Source organism: Halomonas sp. C10-5 (assembly GCF_057169305.1).
In genome coordinates this window covers 314,155-329,915 of sequence record NZ_CP175665.1, presented here as the reverse complement: position 1 = coordinate 329,915, position 15,761 = coordinate 314,155, and the positions used below count along the sequence as shown (strand labels likewise).

The 15,761-nt window shown below is 65.4% G+C and carries 14 protein-coding genes; 9 read left to right on the top strand and 5 right to left on the bottom strand.

The annotated features are described in order from the left end of the window. Positions 1–184 precede the first annotated feature (184 nt). A complete protein-coding gene (locus tag ACJ7IV_RS01545; RefSeq protein WP_483865497.1) occupies positions 185–745 on the bottom strand; it encodes a DUF4124 domain-containing protein in 561 nt (186 codons plus the stop codon). A 168-nt stretch (positions 746–913) separates the two neighbouring features. Beyond that, positions 914–2,320, bottom strand: coding sequence for a glutamate--ammonia ligase (gene glnA, locus ACJ7IV_RS01540; RefSeq protein ID WP_483865496.1), 1,407 nt, complete (start codon positions 2,318–2,320; stop codon positions 914–916). A gap of 451 nt (positions 2,321–2,771) precedes the next feature. Between glnA and ACJ7IV_RS01535 the strand changes: the two genes are divergently transcribed. The 9 genes from ACJ7IV_RS01535 (at position 2,772) to ACJ7IV_RS01495 (ending at position 12,184) form a co-directional block, all read left to right on the top strand. Beyond that, positions 2,772–3,323: a hypothetical protein gene (locus tag ACJ7IV_RS01535; RefSeq protein ID WP_483865495.1), complete on the top strand. Its 552-nt coding sequence runs from the start codon at positions 2,772–2,774 to the stop codon at positions 3,321–3,323. Between the two features lie 201 nt (positions 3,324–3,524). Then, entirely contained in the window at positions 3,525–5,375 is a 1,851-nt protein-coding gene (gene typA, locus ACJ7IV_RS01530; protein ID WP_483865494.1) for a translational GTPase TypA, read from the top strand. Positions 5,376–5,521: 146 nt separating this feature from the next. Next, positions 5,522–5,845 carry a hypothetical protein gene (locus tag ACJ7IV_RS01525; protein WP_483865493.1) on the top strand — a complete coding sequence of 108 codons (324 nt, stop codon included), beginning with the start codon at positions 5,522–5,524 and terminating at the stop codon, positions 5,843–5,845. A 121-nt stretch (positions 5,846–5,966) separates the two neighbouring features. Further along, positions 5,967–7,412 (top strand): sodium-dependent transporter, encoded by a 1,446-nt coding sequence (locus tag ACJ7IV_RS01520; protein ID WP_483865492.1) that lies wholly within the window; start codon positions 5,967–5,969, stop codon positions 7,410–7,412. 94 nt (positions 7,413–7,506) lie between these two features. Next, positions 7,507–8,286 carry an ABC transporter ATP-binding protein gene (locus ACJ7IV_RS01515; RefSeq protein WP_483865491.1) on the top strand — a complete coding sequence of 260 codons (780 nt, stop codon included), beginning with the start codon at positions 7,507–7,509 and terminating at the stop codon, positions 8,284–8,286. Beyond that, positions 8,273–8,977 carry an ATP-binding cassette domain-containing protein gene (locus tag ACJ7IV_RS01510; protein WP_213311084.1) on the top strand — a complete coding sequence of 235 codons (705 nt, stop codon included), beginning with the start codon at positions 8,273–8,275 and terminating at the stop codon, positions 8,975–8,977. The genes ACJ7IV_RS01515 and ACJ7IV_RS01510 overlap by 14 nt, the downstream gene beginning before the upstream one ends. A 31-nt stretch (positions 8,978–9,008) precedes the next feature. After that, positions 9,009–10,013 carry a branched-chain amino acid ABC transporter permease gene (locus tag ACJ7IV_RS01505; RefSeq protein WP_483865490.1) on the top strand — a complete coding sequence of 335 codons (1,005 nt, stop codon included), beginning with the start codon at positions 9,009–9,011 and terminating at the stop codon, positions 10,011–10,013. Continuing rightward, complete coding sequence (locus ACJ7IV_RS01500; protein WP_483865489.1) at positions 10,013–11,338, top strand: branched-chain amino acid ABC transporter permease; 1,326 nt, start codon at positions 10,013–10,015, stop codon at positions 11,336–11,338. Before ACJ7IV_RS01505 ends, ACJ7IV_RS01500 begins: the two co-directional genes overlap by 1 nt. A 135-nt stretch (positions 11,339–11,473) precedes the next feature. Beyond that, positions 11,474–12,184 carry a FadR/GntR family transcriptional regulator gene (locus tag ACJ7IV_RS01495; RefSeq protein ID WP_483865488.1) on the top strand — a complete coding sequence of 237 codons (711 nt, stop codon included), beginning with the start codon at positions 11,474–11,476 and terminating at the stop codon, positions 12,182–12,184. A 34-nt stretch (positions 12,185–12,218) separates the two neighbouring features. Here ACJ7IV_RS01495 and ACJ7IV_RS01490 read toward each other — a convergent pair whose 3' ends face one another. From ACJ7IV_RS01490 to ACJ7IV_RS01480, 3 genes are read right to left on the bottom strand one after another with little or no spacing between them, the layout of a single operon-like run. Beyond that, positions 12,219–13,466 (bottom strand): allantoate amidohydrolase, encoded by a 1,248-nt coding sequence (locus tag ACJ7IV_RS01490; RefSeq protein WP_483865487.1) that lies wholly within the window; start codon positions 13,464–13,466, stop codon positions 12,219–12,221. A 14-nt stretch (positions 13,467–13,480) separates the two neighbouring features. Then, the gene (locus tag ACJ7IV_RS01485) at positions 13,481–14,182 is read right to left on the bottom strand and encodes a DUF1028 domain-containing protein (protein ID WP_483865486.1); all 702 of its coding nucleotides are present in this window, start codon (positions 14,180–14,182) and stop codon (positions 13,481–13,483) included. A 7-nt stretch (positions 14,183–14,189) separates the two neighbouring features. Next, positions 14,190–15,581, bottom strand: coding sequence for a YfcC family protein (locus tag ACJ7IV_RS01480; protein ID WP_483865485.1), 1,392 nt, complete (start codon positions 15,579–15,581; stop codon positions 14,190–14,192). Positions 15,582–15,761: the final 180 nt, after the last annotated feature.

The window sequence follows — 15,761 nt, the reverse complement described above, 5'->3', positions numbered from 1 at the left end:
GGCGTCGAGAGGGGGCGTCCAGGCGCCGCCGGGGCGTCAGGGACTCCTCTTCATCAGCAGGCGACGGAGGCGGCTGGTAGGGCGGATACTCGGAATGGGGAGGCCAGTGCCCGCCATGCGGTGGGCGACAGGGCCTGGGGCTGCCGTCCGGGCACCACGGCCAGGGTGCCCAGCGAGGGGGGAGCTAACCGGACGATTGGCGATTCACGTTGGCACGCAGCACATAGATGGTCACCGGCGACGTCCGGTGGCGCACCTCGCCGCCGGCATCCAGAAGCTCGGCCTGCAGCACATGCTCCCCGGGGTTCATGTTGGGCACCATGAACGCCGAGGTGTGCATCGCCGACTGGCTGACCTGGCCATCCACCAGCAGTCTGACGCGATGGTCCTCGCGCAGGCCGGGCTCGATCCCCAGGTCCACGGCGATGTTGCCGGCCGCACCCACCGGGAAGGCCTGCTCGTGGGTCGGCGAGACGATACGGAAGCTGTCGTAGGGCATGAACGGCTGGCCCGGCGAGGCCGCCGCCGGGGCGCTGTCCAGCCGCGGCGCGGCCTGGCCGGTGCGCACTTCGCCACTGGATGGCACCACCGTGACCGGTGCCAGCTCCACCTGCTCGCCGCCACGGTCGGGGTTGTCGGTGAACACCACGTTGCCCTGGGCATCCGTGGTGCGGTAGATATTCTGCGCCTCGGCGGCCACGCCGAAGGTCATGACCAGCACCAACGTCAGCACTGCCTTGTTCATGGAGAGCCCCCTGCTTGTCGGCTGCGCGAGCCTGGATGGTTCCGCAGCACCACTCTGCGTTGGATAGTGTAGAGAAGAAAGGGGTTCCGCCGGTAGCGGAACCCCTTTTCTGGTTCAACGAGTGCTGGTTCAACGTAACGCGCCGCCCCGCCGGGGCGACGACGATCATCAGCAGCTGTAGTACATGTCGAACTCGACCGGGTGCGTGGCCATGCGCAGGCGGTCCACGTCTTCCATCTTCAGCTCGATGTAGGCGTCGATCATGTCATCGGTGAACACGCCACCCTCGGTCAGGAAGGCACGATCCTTGTCCAGTGCCTCCAGGGCCTGGTCGAGGCTATGCGCCACGGTCGGCACCTTCTTGCCCTCTTCCGGCGGCAGGTCATAGAGGTTCTTGTCCATGGCATCGCCGGGGTGGATCTTGTTCTTGATGCCGTCGATGCCGGCCATCAGCATCGCCGCGAAGCACAGGTAGGGGTTGGCGGTCGGGTCGGGGAAACGCAGCTCGACGCGCTTGCCCTTGGGGCTCGCGGTGTAGGGGATACGGATGGAGGCCGAACGGTTGCGAGCCGAATAGGCCAGCATCACCGGCGCCTCGAAGCCCGGCACCAGGCGCTTATAGGAGTTGGTGGAGGCGTTGGCGAAGGCGTTCAAGGCACGCGCATGCTTGATGATGCCGCCGATGTAGTAGATGGCCATCTCGGAGAGGCCGGCGTACTCGTCACCCGCGAACTGGTTGGTGCCCTCCTTCCAGAAGGACTGGTGCACGTGCATGCCGCTGCCGTTGTCGCCCACGACAGGCTTGGGCATGAAGGTGGCGGTCTTGCCGTAGGCGTGAGCCACGTTGTGGATCACATACTTCATCTCCTGGACCTCATCGGCCTTCTTGACCAGGGTGTTGAACTTGACCCCGATCTCGTTCTGGCCGGCGTTGGCCACCTCGTGGTGGTGCACCTCGACGCTCTGGCCGATCGCCTCCAGGGTGTTGCACATGGCGCCACGGATGTCGTGGAAGCTGTCTACCGGGGGCACCGGGAAGTAGCCGCCCTTGACCCGCGGACGGTGGGCCAGGTTGCCGCCCTCGATGGGACGGTCGGTGGCCCAGGCGCCCTCCTCGGAGGTGATCCGGTACATGGCGCCTTCGGGGTCGGCCTTCCAGTGCACCTCGTCGAAGATGAAGAACTCGGGCTCCGGGCCGAAGAAGGCGGTGTCGCCCAGGCCAGTGGACTGCAGGTAGGCCTCGGCACGCTTGGCGATGGAGCGCGGATCACGCTCATAGCCCTGCATGGTGGCCGGCTCGATGACATCGCAGCGCAGCACCAGGGTGGAATCCTCGGTGAAGGGATCCAGGAAGGCGGTGCCATCCTCCGGACGCAGGATCATGTCGGATTCGTTGATGCCCTTCCAGCCGGACATGGAAGAGCCGTCGAACATCTGTCCGTTCTCGAAGAACTCCTCATCCACCTCCCGGGCCGGGATGGTGACGTGCTGCTCCTTGCCGATGGTGTCGGTGAAGCGCAGGTCGATCCACTTGACGTCATGTTCTTCGATCAGGGCGAGCGTCTTGGCAGACATGGTGTCCTCCGGTTGAGCATGGCTCGATGGTTGAGGTGATTCAGGCATAACGATGCTGGAACCCCAGCAAGCTGTTGTAGCACGCCGCAGGCACGCTGCCCACGACGGCCCGGCATCACCGGGCTCTGACCATAACAATGCAGGCGGCGTGCCAACCCTGCACCCCACACAGGCACGCCTCACACAATTAATTGAATAACTTGAATTTTATCCGAGATGCCTGCTGCACTTCGATGAGGCGCCGGCTCGTTGGGCGAGACAGTCTGACACAAACCGCACCATAACGGTGCAAAGCCCGGACGATACGCACCATTACGAACCACCGGACAGCGCCGGCAACAAGCCTTTGATACATTCAATAACTTCAAGCTACACTTGCTTACAACACTCCACGCCGGCCGCGTCTCCTGGCCGCCACCCGGAGCCTCCTCCTTCTGGCCTCGGAGAGCCTATGGCCGCTCCTTCCGGCACTTTACTGATCGATGCACGCAGTGCCGGCGCCAGGCTACCCCGGGAGCTGGCACTGGTGGCCAGCCTCGCCGCCGACCAATCCTTCGAGCTTGTTGTTGTCGACGATACCCGAGATCCACGGGTCACCGGCATCGCACGCCGCTATGGGGCACGCCACCTGCGCCTGCCCGGCGCCCCTCTGGGCGAGCGCCTCGCCACCGCCATCCCCAAGACCAGCGGTTCGTTGCTGGTGTTTCCCGTGCTTGGCTCTCTCTCCTCTACCCTCAGCCTGATTCAGCTGGCACAACGTGTGGCCGAAGGCGAGGTCGACGCCGTGATCCTGCCCGACAGCACGCCGGGGCTGTTCGCCCGCCTGCTGGGTCGCCGAAAGCCTGCCACCACGGCCGGCATCTGCCTGGCGCGCCACTGGTACGAGCGCCTCGGCGGTTGCGACCCGGGTCTCGACCGCGACGCCCTCACCGACCTGGTGGCGCGCCTGCGCCACTGCGGGGCTCGCCTGGAGCTGGCTGCCCCCGATCAGCGGGAAAGATAACCACCGCCAGGCGGTGTCACGGGCCCAGGCCCCGGATGAGGCGAGCGGACCAGGCTCGAGGGCACGCCATGGCAAGTCGGCAAACTTGCTACTCCTGGGCGCCGCTAGTCTGTACAATGCGCGTCCCACATCCCTGCCCCGCGCCTAGGGTACTTACCAGAACGTGTACATAGGTGCGTACATATCAGCGAGTCACACCTTATGAGCACGACCGTAAGTCCTTCAAATATCGAAAGTCTCAGAAATATCGCGATTATCGCGCACGTCGACCACGGCAAGACCACCCTGGTCGACAAGCTGCTCCAGCAGTCCGGCACCCTGGACCGCAAGGCCGAGGGCCAGGAGCGCGTCATGGACTCCAATGACCAGGAGAAGGAACGCGGCATCACCATCCTGGCCAAGAACACCGCGATCCGCTGGCAGTCACCGGATGGCCAGGCCTACCACATCAACATCGTCGATACCCCCGGACACGCCGACTTCGGTGGCGAGGTCGAGCGCGTCATGTCCATGGTCGACTCGGTGCTGCTGCTGGTCGATGCGGTCGACGGCCCCATGCCGCAGACCCGCTTCGTGACCCAGAAGGCCTTCGACCAGGGCCTCAAGCCCATCGTGGTGGTCAACAAGATCGACCGTCCCGGCGCGCGTCCCGACTGGGTGATCGACCAGATCTTCGACCTGTTCGACAACCTCGGTGCCTCCGATGAGCAGCTCGACTTCCCGATCATCTACTGCTCGGCGCTCAACGGCATCGCCGGCCCCGACCCCGACGAGCTGGCCGAGGACATGACGCCCATGTTCCAGTCCATCGTCGATATCGTGGAGCCGCCCAAGGTCGAGCTCGACGGTCCCTTCCAGATGCAGATCTCGGCGCTGGACTACAACAGCTACGTCGGCGTCATCGGCCTGGGCCGCATCAAGCGCGGCTCGGTCAAGCCCAACCAGCAGGTCACCGTCATCACCAAGGAAGGCAACACCCGTAAGGGCAAGATCGGCCAGGTGATGACCCACATGGGCCTGGAACGCGTACAGACCGACGAGGCCACCGCCGGCGATATCGTCTGCATCACCGGCATCGACGCCCTGGCGATCTCCGACACCCTGTGCGACCCGGCCGCCGTCGAGGCGCTGCCGCCGCTCTCGGTGGACGAGCCCACCGTCTCCATGACCTTCCAGGTCAACGACTCGCCCTTCGCCGGCAAGGACGGCAAGTTCGTTACCAGCCGCAACATCAAGGATCGCCTCGAACAGGAGCTGATCCATAACGTGGCGCTGCGCGTCGAGCAGGGCGAGACCCCGGAGAAGTTCAAGGTCTCCGGTCGTGGCGAGCTGCACCTCTCGGTGCTGATCGAGAGCATGCGTCGCGAAGGCTTCGAGCTGGCCGTGGGCCGCCCCGAGGTGATCATCCGCGAGATCGACGGCGAGAAGCAGGAGCCGTACGAAGAGGTGATCATCGACTGCGAGGAGCAGCACCAGGGCGCCATCATGGAGGAGATCGGCTACCGCAAGGGCGAGCTCAAGAACATGAACCCCGACGGCAAGGGCCGGGTGCGCCTGGACTTCATCATCCCGGCACGCGGCCTGATCGGCTTCCGCGGCCAGTTCATGACCCTGACCTCGGGCACCGGCATCCTCACCAGCCGCTTCGACCACTACGGCCCGCTCAAGCCCGACGCCGCCATCGAGCGTCGCAACGGCGTGCTGGTCTCCATGGTCTCCGGCAAGGCCCTGGCCTACGCCCTCTATGCCCTTCAGGAGCGCGGCAAGCTGATCATCGACCACGGCACCGAGGTCTACGAGGGCATGCTGATCGGCATCAACAACCGCGCCAACGACATGGTGGTCAACCCCACCAAGGGCAAGAAGCTCGACAACATGCGTGCCTCGGGCAATGACGAGAACATCGTGCTGACCCCCCCGGTCAAGTTCAGCCTCGAGCAGGCCATCGAATTCCTCGATGACGACGAGCTGGTGGAGATCACTCCCAACTTCATCCGCCTACGCAAGAAGCACCTCACCGAGAACGAGCGCAAGCGCGCCTCGAAGAAGTAACGCTTGCCACTCCGCTCTCCCAGGCCCGCCGATCGGCGGGCCTTTTCATGGCTGTCTGCCACCAGCGCCTTTCCCGTCAACGTCGCCACCCTCTATGCTGGAGGCATGCCCTTGCAGGCATGCCCATACAGAGAAGGAGAGCCCCGATGCACAAGCACGTGGAGTGGGACGACCCCGGCGCCGACAGCGTGATGCACCACTTCCAGCAGGACCCCGGCGGCTATTCGGACCCCGGCCCCGGCGACATCCTCTCGGCCCGCCATGAGGGTGCCGTGGTACGGGTAAAGGTGGAGGCCTATGTGGAAGGCACCAGCATCGGCGAGGTGGCGGCGATCATCTCCGTGGACAACGGCCGTAGGCTCAAGTCCCACGGCAAGCTCGCCCTGGGCGACACCGTGCGCCTGCCCGACGAGTTCCGGGCCCTGGAGCCGACCCTCGGGGACCCCGACGAGAGGCGCGAGAATGACTAGCCGACCCCCTCCTCTTCCCGGACGTTAACGCGGCAAACGCGTTGCCACTGGTTCCCGAAGGGGTTTTGTCGCAAAGTGGCGAGCTGGGCCAACGGCCAATGCTTTCAGCTTCGGAGCCACGATGAGCACGCACAACGTCTGGACCCACAAGGGCACCTTCCTGCTGGCCGCGGTCGGCTCGGCGGTAGGACTGGGGAACCTGTGGCGCTTTCCCTACCTGGCCGGCGAGAACGGCGGCGGCGCCTTCCTGCTGGTCTACGCCCTGACCATCTTCGCCGTGGGCATTCCGATCCTGATCGCCGAGATCATGCTGGGCCGCGCCAGCCGACGCAGCCCCATCATGGGCATGCATTTCCTGACCCGTACCCACCATACCTCGCGCAGCTGGCAAACTATCGGCTGGCTGGGCGCCGTCTCCGCCTTCCTGATCCTCAGCTTCTATTCGGTAATCGCCGGCTGGGCGATCCACTACACCTGGCAGATGTTTACCGGCGCCCTGGTCGGGGCCGACGCCGCAACCATCGCCGCCGGTTTCGACGCCCTGCTCGCCTCGCCCTCGCTGCTCACCCTCTACCACACCCTGTTCATCGTCGCCTCGGGGCTGATCGTCGGCCTCGGCGTCCACCAGGGTATCGAACGCGGGCTGCGGGTGATCATGCCGGCTCTCTTCGTGATCCTGCTGGTGGTGCTCGCCTACGGCGTGACCAACGGCGACTTCGCCGCCGCCGCCAGTTTCCTGTTCACCTTCAATGTTGCCGACCTCAGCCTGGAAGGCTGGCTCGAGGCCATGGGCCAGTCGTTCTTCACCCTGAGTCTGGGCATGGGCGCCATCATGGCCTACGGCGCGTACATGTCCAGCGAGGTGTCGCTGACCCGCACCGCCATCGCCATCGCCGTGATCGATACCGCGGTGGCCATCGTCGCCGGCCTGGCGATCTTCTCGCTTGTCTTCGGTGCCGGCCTCGACGCCGGCCAGGGCCCCGGGTTGATGTTCGTCACCCTGCCGCTGGCCTTCGCCGAGATGCCCGGCGGCGCGCTGGTCGGCGGAGTCTTCTTCATCCTGGTGCTAGGTGCGGCGATCAGCTCCTCCATCTCGCTGATCGAGCCGGTAGCCGCCTTCCTGGTCGAACGCTTCGACCTCACCCGTCCCCAGGCGGTATTCGCCATGGTGGTAGCCACCTGGGCACTGGGCCTGCTCACCGTGGTCAGCTTCAACCTGTGGGCCGAGGGCAGTATCTTCCACAGCCTGTTCGGGCGCAGCGCCTTCGACCTCTTCGAACTGCTCACCAACATCTTCATGCCGCTGGGTGGCCTGTTGATCGCGCTGTTCGCCGGCTGGGCGCTGACCCACTCCGAGGTGATGAAGGAGATGCGCACCAACGAGACCTGGTTCGCCATCTGGCGCTTCCTGGTGCGCTTCGTCGCCCCGGCGGCGGTCTCCTTCGTGTTCCTGCGCGCCATTCCCCAGGTAGATGGCTATCTGATTCCGGCCATCGGCGCGGTAGTGATCGTCGGCGCCTTCGCCGCCGGCCGCACCTTCCTGATGGATGACCGCCAGGAACAGTGACCCACGCTGCCGCCTCGAGGGGCGGCGGCGTCGTGGCGGCGTGACATAGCAAGCAGATACATCAAATCAACACAACAACAACGAGACATAGCGCATGGCATCCATGATCGACGTGCAGCACGTCAACAAGGCCTTCGGCGGCCTCAGGGTGATCAACGACTGCTCGCTCTCGGTGGAGTCGGGCTCGATCACCGGCCTGATCGGTCCCAATGGCGCCGGCAAGTCGACGCTGTTCAACATCATCGCCGGGGCCCTGCCGCTGGACAGTGGCAAGGTGCTGCTCGAGGGCGAAGATATCACCAACCGCCCGGCCAACGAGCTTTTCCACAAGGGCTTGCTGCGCACCTTCCAGATCGCCCACGAGTTCTCCCAGATGACCGCGCTGGAGAACCTGATGATGGTGCCCCCGGCCCAGGCCGGCGAAAGCCTGTTCAACGCCTGGCTCAAGCCCGACCTGGTACGCTCCCAGGAAACCGAGGTGCGCCGCCGGGCACTGGAGGTGATCGACTTCATCGGCCTGCATCACGTGCGCAACGAACTGGCCGGCAACCTCTCCGGCGGCCAGAAGAAGCTCCTCGAGCTCGGCCGCACCATGATGACCGACGTCCGGGTGGTACTGCTCGACGAGATCGCCGCCGGGGTCAACCGCACCCTGCTCGGCGACCTGGTGACCAATATCGAACGGCTCAACCGCGAGATGGGTTACACCTTCCTGGTCATCGAGCACGACATGGACATGATCGCCCGGCTCTGCGACCCGGTGATCGTGCTCGCCCAGGGCAGCGTGATGGTCGAGGGCTCCATCGAGGAGATCCAGAACAACCCCGAGGTCATCGAGGCCTACTTCGGAGCGTCCCAAGATGCCACTACTTGAAGCGCGTGAGGTCTACGGCGGCTACGGCGGCATGAACATCCTCAACGGGGTGAACCTGACCCTGGAGGCCGACGAGATCGGCGTCATCGTCGGCCCCAACGGCGCCGGCAAGTCCACCATGCTCAAGGCCATCTTCGGCCTGCTCGTGGTAAGCCAGGGCGAGATCCTGCTGCGTGGCGAGCCCATCCACAACCTGCCCCCGCACAGGCTGGTGCAGCAGGGCATGGGCTTCGTGCCCCAGGAGCACAACGTCTTCCCGAGCCTGACGGTGAAGGAGAACCTGCAGATGGGGGCCTTCCTCAAGCCGGGCAACGTCAAGCGCATGCTCAGGCAGATCTATGACTTCTTCCCGCCGCTCTACGACAAGCGCCACCAGCCCGCCGGCGAGCTCTCGGGGGGCCAGCGCCAGATGGTGGCCATGGGCCGCGCATTGATGGCGGAGCCCAGCGTGCTGCTGCTCGACGAACCCACCGCCGGCCTCTCGCCACTCTTCGTGAACGAGATCTTCGAGCAGGTAAAGCAGGTCAACGCCGCCGGCGTCGGCATCCTGATGGTGGAGCAGAACGCCAAGCAGGCGCTGGCCATCGCCGACAAGGGCTTCGTGCTGGCCGCCGGCCAGAACCGTTTCACCGATACCGGGGCCGCCCTGCTGGCGGACCCGGAAGTGGCCAGGAGCTTCCTGGGCGGCTGAACCGCTGGGGAGGCAAGGGAGAACCAACCTCGTGAACGAATTCGTCTTCTTCATCAACAACGTGATCGTCGCCGGCAGCGTCACCGGCTCGATCTACGCCATCGGCGCGGTGGGCGTCACCCTGGTGTTCAGCATCATGCGCTTCGCCCACTTCGCCCACGCCGACATGATGACCTTCGGTGCCTTCATGGTGCTGCTGCTGACCATGGCCTTCCCGGGGGCCGGCGCGGCCCTGGGGCTGCCCACCGCCGTGGTGATGCTGCCCCTGGCCATGCTGCTGACCGCGGGCCTGGCGGTAGGCATCGACAAGGTGTTCTACAAGCCGCTGCGCGCCCATGGTGTGAAGCCCATCGTCATGGTGATCGCCTCGCTGGGCGTGACCCTGATGCTGCAGGGGCTGATCCGCCTGTTCGCCGGCACCAGCGGCACCAGCCTGTATGTCGACGACCGCAAGGAGATCTTCCGCCTCGCCCTGCCCTTCGAGGGCGTGCGAGCCCCCATCGTGGTCACCGAACCCCAGCTCATCCTCTTCGTGCTGACCATCGCGAGCGTGGTGGGACTGCACCTCTTCCTCTCCCGCTCGCGGCTGGGCAAGGCGATGCGCGCCATGTCCGACAACCCCGACCTGGCCCGCGCCTCGGGCATCAATACCAACCTGATCGTGGCCGTGACCTGGGTGATCGTCGGTGGCCTGGCGGCCATCGCCGGCACCCTGCTGTCGCTGGATGTCACCTTCAAGCCCGACCTCAGCTTCTTCCTGCTGCTGCCGATCTTTGCCGCGGCCATCGTCAGCGGCGTGGGGCACCCCTACGGCGCCATCGCCGGCGGCTTCGTGGTGGGCTTCGCCGAGACCCTGGCGGTGTTCAACTGGGGGGTGCTGCTGCGGCCTTTCCGCGACAGCCTGCCGGAGTGGCTGGCCAACGCCGGCAACCTGGCCTTCGTCGGCACGGAGTACAAGATCGTGGTGCCCTTCTTCCTCCTCGTCGCCATTCTGGTGTGGCGCCCCACCGGCATCTTCAAGGGCAAGGTGATCTGATGAGCACACAGCAGCAACAAGGACAACACGAGCATCGAGAGGACCTGGTCGCCGCCCCGTCGCGCTTCCCGCTGCGTGAGGTGGTGCTGTTCGCCATCCTGATGGCCGCCATCCTCGGCGTCTACACCGTCATGGGGGCCGCCTACAGCACGCGCATGCTGGTGGAGGCGGCCTGCTACGCCATCCTGGCGCTGGGCCTGACCATCCAGTGGGGCTATGCCGGCCAGTTCAACGCCGGGGTGATGGGCTTCGTGGCCCTCGGCGGCTACAGCGCCATGGCCTTCAGCATGCCGGTCAACGGCGAGTTCTGGGCCAGCCCCCTCTCCGGCGAACTGGGCATGGTGGTGCTGATGGCCCTGGGCGGCGTGCTGGTGGTGGTCGGTGCCAGCCGCCTGCACCACCTGGGCGTGCCCCGGCGGCTGCGTACCGGCCTGGCGGTGGCCCTGGCGCTGCTCTTCTACCTGCTGGTCTCGGCCCGCCTGGGCCTGGTGACCGAGCAGATCGAGTCACAGTTCGGCTATATCGGCGGGCTGGGGCTGCCGCCCTGGGCCGGGTGGATCGTCGGCGGCACGCTGGCCGGGTTCGTCGGCTACTTCATCGGCAAGGTGTGCCTGGGACTGCGCAGCGACTACCTGGCCATCGCCACCCTGGGCATCGCCGAGATCATCAAGGCGATGCTCAAGAACGCCGATTGGCTGACCCGCGGCACCGCCACCGTCTCGCCGCTGCCCTGGCCGGTGCCAGGACCCGAGACGGTCGGCTTCACCCTCGCCCGGGCGCTCTACCTGTCGGTCACGGCGGTGATGATCGTGGCGATCTTCTTCCTGCTCACCCGTGCCTACCGCGCCCCCTGGGGACGCATGATCCGCGCCATCCGCGACAACGAGGTCTCCGCCGCGGCCATGGGCAAGGACATCAACCAGCGGCGCCTGGAGATCTTCGTGCTGGGCTGCATCCTGATGGGCGTCGGCGGCGCCGCCCTGGGCAGCTTCAACGGCATCTTCGACCCCCAGGGCTACCTGCCCCTCAACCACACCTTCCTGGTACTGGTGATGGTGATCCTCGGCGGTCCGGGCAATAACCTGGGCACCATCTTCGGTGCCTTCGCGGTGTATATCATCTGGGTGATGTCCGAGCCCCTGGCGCTGGCGGTGCTCGAACTGGCGATCACCTTCGGCGAGGGCAGCTTCGGCTGGGAGGCACCCACCAACCTCGACAGCCGCGCCCTCCAGGCCCGGGTGTTCGTCATCGGCCTGCTGATCTCCCTGGTGCTGCGCTTCGCGCCCAAGGGACTGCTGCCCGAGAAGGTCAAGCACCATGGCTAGCGAAACCAGGAACAGGGAGAGGTTGAGGACGTGGCTTCGGCGTTAGCCAAGCCCCACCATCTTGCCGATAATGGGCCGCGTCGCAACGGGGAGCACACGAGACGAATGGCAGCGAGTCGGCGATTACCGTATCGAGTGGCGGACACCATCAAGGGCTGGATCGTGGATCGCCAGCTGAAGCCCGGTGATAGGCTACCCAGCGAGGCGGAGCTGATGGCCAAGCTGGATGTCTCCAAGGGCACGATCCGAGAGAGTACCCGCGTGCTCGAGGCCCAGGGGCTGGTGGAGACGCGCACTGGTCCCCGTGGCGGCGTCTTCGTCTGCCGCATGAGCGAGGCCAAGGCCACGGCACTGCTCAGCCATTACTTCTACTTCCAGGACATCTCGATTCGAGACATCTACCAGATCCGTCTGGCGCTGGAGCCGGAGCTGGCCGCATCGCTGGCCGGCAAGGTCAGCGTCGAGGACCTGACCCGCCTGCGCAATAGTCTGCACAGCTATGCCGAGCCTGCCGATGATATGGAGGGCGAGCGTCAGCAGCATATGGAGTCGCTGCACTTCCACGAGATGCTGGCCGAGCTCGCCGGGGGCAATCCGCTGCTCTCCTTCATCATCCGCTTCATCGTGGAGATGCTCTCGGACCTCACCGTCTATCGCCGGCTCTACGAGCCTGGTGCCCACCAGATCGGACCCACGGGGTGTCGCTATCATGCGCGTATCCTCGATGCCATTGAGGCCGGCGATGCCGAGCTGGCTCGGGCACTGATGCGCGAACACATGCTCTCCGCCCAGGCGGTGATGAACGACAACGAGGCCCAGGTGCAGCGCGGTTTCCTCACCGGCTGAGTCGGGCACCGTGAGCCCCCTTCCGTCCTGCCTGTCAGACTCGCGACTCCATCGCGCGCAGGAACTGCATCATCACTCGGGTGGCGCGTTCGGCGTCCTCGGCGGTGATCGATTCGTCCGGGTGGTGGCTCAGGCCATCGCGGCAGCGCACGAACAGCATGCCGATATCAGTCAGGTCATGCATCGCCAGTCCGTCGTGGCCAGCCCCGCTGAACATCCGCTCGACCGGCTCGCCGGCACCGCCACACGCCTCCTCCAGAGCCTCGATCAGCCACTCGGCACAGGCCACCGCCTCGGCGGCGTAGGTGCGCTCGATCACCACCTCGAGGCCGCGCGCCTCGGCCAGGCGGCGAAAGGCGCTCAGTATCTCCTCGCGCCCGCGGGCGCGAGTCTCACCGTCCGGTGAGCGCAGCTCCAGGGTAAAGGTCACCTCGGAGGGAATCACGTTCACGGCATTGGGACGGACCTCGAGCTTGCCGACCACCCCGACGAAGTTGTCGGTGGCCTGGAGCAGGCGATCGGCCTCTACCACCATCTCGGCGGCACCGACCAGGGCATCGCGGCGCCCTGCCATGGGAGTGGTGCCGGCATGGCCCGCCTTGCCGGTGACCGTGACCCGTTGGCGCTCGATACCGGTCAGTGCCGTCACCACGCCCACCGCATGGTCACGCGACTCCAGCACCGGTCCCTGCTCGATGTGGACCTCGACGAAGCCCAGCACCTGTTCGGGACGCCGCGCCAGGTCGGGAATCGCCTCGGGTTCGCCGCCGAAGGTCTTAATGGCCTCCGCCACGCTGATACCCTCGGCATCTAGGGCGGCCAGGCTCTCGTCATCCAGCGTGCCCGCCAGGGCGCGGCTTCCGATCAGGGTCGACTGGAAACGAGTACCCTCCTCGTCACCGAAGGCAACCACCTCCACTCCATAGGGGAGTTCAACTCCCTGATCCTTAAGCTCCTGCAGTGCCATCAGCGGCAGGGCGACGCCGAGCATGCCGTCGTACTTGCCGCCTTCGGTGACGGTGTCCTGGTGTGAGCCGAGGATCAGGGTCTTCTCCCCGGCAGTCGCACGCGGGTTGCGTCCCACCAGGTTCCCCGAGGCATCGAGACTAGGTTCCAGTCCGGCCTGGCGCATCCAGTCACCGATCAGCTCCAGCACCTGGCGGTGCTCCTCCGAGCAGAACAGCCGGGTCACGCCGGGACCCGGTCGGGAGAAGGTCGCGGCCTCGTCGAGCCGCGCTATCAGGGTCTTCCCCAGGGTGGGGGCGTCGTTGGCAATATTCATGAGGACTCCAGGGTTCAGCGGAGCGGTAGCGCGGCCAGGAAGTCGGCAAAGGTCGGTTCGCGTACTCGCTCTAGAAGAGCGCGCAGCTCGGCCGCCGGGTTCTCGGCCCAGTCCACGCGAAGATCGATGGGGGCGGCGGAGAACGACTCCACCCGCAGCGCCGCCGAGCGGGTGCCGCGGCCATCGCCGCCGCCCGCCAGCGCGGCCTCGAGGGCCGCTACCAGAATCTCGGGAAGCAGCGCCTCGTAGTCATCGCGGTAGCGGGGGGATTCGACCTCTCGCCACGCCGTCTCGGCATTGACGCAGGCCTGCTCGAGGAAGCGATAGAGCAGGGCGTCGATCACCTCGGCATCGGCCAGCATGTTGCCGGCGGCGGCGACGGTGGGGAGACAGACGGCGGCGACCACGGGCAGGTTGTCGGTACCGCTGTGGACCGCCGCCCGGCCCTGGTGATCCATCACCAGGCACTGGCGACGGCTCGCTCCCGGATCCGATACGACGGTTTGGGCGAGGGCCTGCTCGGCGCTATCTGAATCATTTAGCGCCACACGCACTGTATCGGGGTACCAGGGGTTGGTGGCCAACCCCTGGGTAGCGCAGGCGCCGACGCCACGCCAGACATGGTGCACATAGCCGCCGACAGCCACGCCACCGGTGGCGGTTAGCGCCGCCACCGTGCCGGTGGCCGGCTGCACGTGCAGGAGGGAGAGAGTCATGGGGCGCTCAATAGCCGACCAGATGGCCTATCACCAGCCCGACCCAGGAGAGCCCGTAGACCAGCACCATGAAGGGCAGGATCGCCTTTAGCCACTTCTCGTAGGAGACGCGTCCCAGCGCCAGCATGGCCAGGGTTCCCCCGGAGGTCGGCACGATCAGGTTGGTCAGGCCATCACCGACCTGAAAGGCGGTGATCATCAGCTGGCGGCTCATGCCGACCAGGTCGGCCACCGGGACCAGGATGGGCATAGTCACCAGCGCCTGGCCCGAACCCGAAGGCACGAACAGGTTGATCGCCCCCTGTACTATGCTGGCCATGATCGCCGACAGCGCACCGGGAATACCCTGAATCATGCCGCTCAGGCCGTAGACGATGGTGTCGATGATCTGTGCCTGCTGCAGGATCACCTGGATCGAGGCGGCCAGGCCGATCACCAGCGCGCCGGCGGTCACCTTGGAAGCCCCCTCCATCATCTGCTTGACGATCTCGTTGGCCGAATAGCCATTGACGATACCGATCACGATGGCGATCAGCAGGAACATCCCGGCAATCTCGTTGATGTACCACCCCTGAGCGAACACACCCACCAGCATCGCTGCCAGGCCAAGCACGAATACGCCCAGCGTCCACTTGTCCTTGCGAGTCATCGCGTACTCATCGAGGGACTTGCTCATCGCCTTGGTGTTGTCCGGCTCCTCGAAGTCCATCTTCACCACCCAGCGGCAGATGTAGAAGGAGAGCAGGCCCAGCGATGACAGAACCATCAACGTGCGCAGCCAGGCGCCGGAGAAGGTCGGTAACTCGGCGATACCCTGTGCAACGCCGACCGTATAGGGGTTGATCGGGGAGAGCGCGAAGCCGATCCCGATGCCGCCGACCGCCATGGTCGTGCCCACCAGACTCGAACAGCCGATGGCACTGGCGATGAGCACCGCGATGGGCACCAGAGCGATATTGTTCTCGAAGCCCACGGCGACACCGAAGAAGCCATAGATGAAGGTGCCGGCGGTAATGATCACGTTGCGGCGCTCCACGCCCACACGATTCACGGCCACGCCGATCGCGTTCTCCAGCGAACCGGTGCGCTGCAGGATGTGAAACAGCCCGCCGGCGATGAACACGATGAACAGATACAACGAGGCTTCGTTGAGCCCGCGGGGGACCGCCACGAAGATATCGAAAGGATTGATGGCACCGACGTCGTTCAGGTACTGAAACGAGCCGGGCACGACCCGGGTGCGACCATCCTCCATCACCCGCTCGAACTCACCGGCCGGCACCACGAAGGTGAGGGCATAGGTTGCCAGAAGGATCAGGAATATCAGCACCATGGGATCGGGTACCGTCTGGTACCACTTCTTCTTGTGCGCGCGAAGCGTCTGGTCGTGGGATGTCATGGCTCTTGTCCTTGTAGGTTCGACACACGCCACCCTCAGTACGAGTGGCGCTATGGAAAATTTATCATGATAAATTGACCCGTCAAGGAACAACCTAGCGCCTCCTGCAAGGTCGAGTCGGTTTGAAGTCCACACGGTGCCTGGATGATCAAGTCAGTAAAAACGCTTCGGCCCCGGCGG

Coding starts and splice junctions, on each gene's coding strand:
- ACJ7IV_RS01500 (WP_483865489.1), top strand. CDS start 10,013: ATGAGCACACAGCAGCAACAAGGACAACACGAGCATCGAGAGGACCTG.
- glnA (WP_483865496.1), bottom strand. CDS start 2,320: ATGTCTGCCAAGACGCTCGCCCTGATCGAAGAACATGACGTCAAGTGG.
- typA (WP_483865494.1), top strand. CDS start 3,525: ATGAGCACGACCGTAAGTCCTTCAAATATCGAAAGTCTCAGAAATATC.
- ACJ7IV_RS01515 (WP_483865491.1), top strand. CDS start 7,507: ATGGCATCCATGATCGACGTGCAGCACGTCAACAAGGCCTTCGGCGGC.
- ACJ7IV_RS01545 (WP_483865497.1), bottom strand. CDS start 745: ATGAACAAGGCAGTGCTGACGTTGGTGCTGGTCATGACCTTCGGCGTG.
- ACJ7IV_RS01485 (WP_483865486.1), bottom strand. CDS start 14,182: ATGACTCTCTCCCTCCTGCACGTGCAGCCGGCCACCGGCACGGTGGCG.
- ACJ7IV_RS01535 (WP_483865495.1), top strand. CDS start 2,772: ATGGCCGCTCCTTCCGGCACTTTACTGATCGATGCACGCAGTGCCGGC.
- ACJ7IV_RS01490 (WP_483865487.1), bottom strand. CDS start 13,466: ATGAATATTGCCAACGACGCCCCCACCCTGGGGAAGACCCTGATAGCG.
- ACJ7IV_RS01480 (WP_483865485.1), bottom strand. CDS start 15,581: ATGACATCCCACGACCAGACGCTTCGCGCGCACAAGAAGAAGTGGTAC.
- ACJ7IV_RS01525 (WP_483865493.1), top strand. CDS start 5,522: ATGCACAAGCACGTGGAGTGGGACGACCCCGGCGCCGACAGCGTGATG.
- ACJ7IV_RS01510 (WP_213311084.1), top strand. CDS start 8,273: ATGCCACTACTTGAAGCGCGTGAGGTCTACGGCGGCTACGGCGGCATG.
- ACJ7IV_RS01520 (WP_483865492.1), top strand. CDS start 5,967: ATGAGCACGCACAACGTCTGGACCCACAAGGGCACCTTCCTGCTGGCC.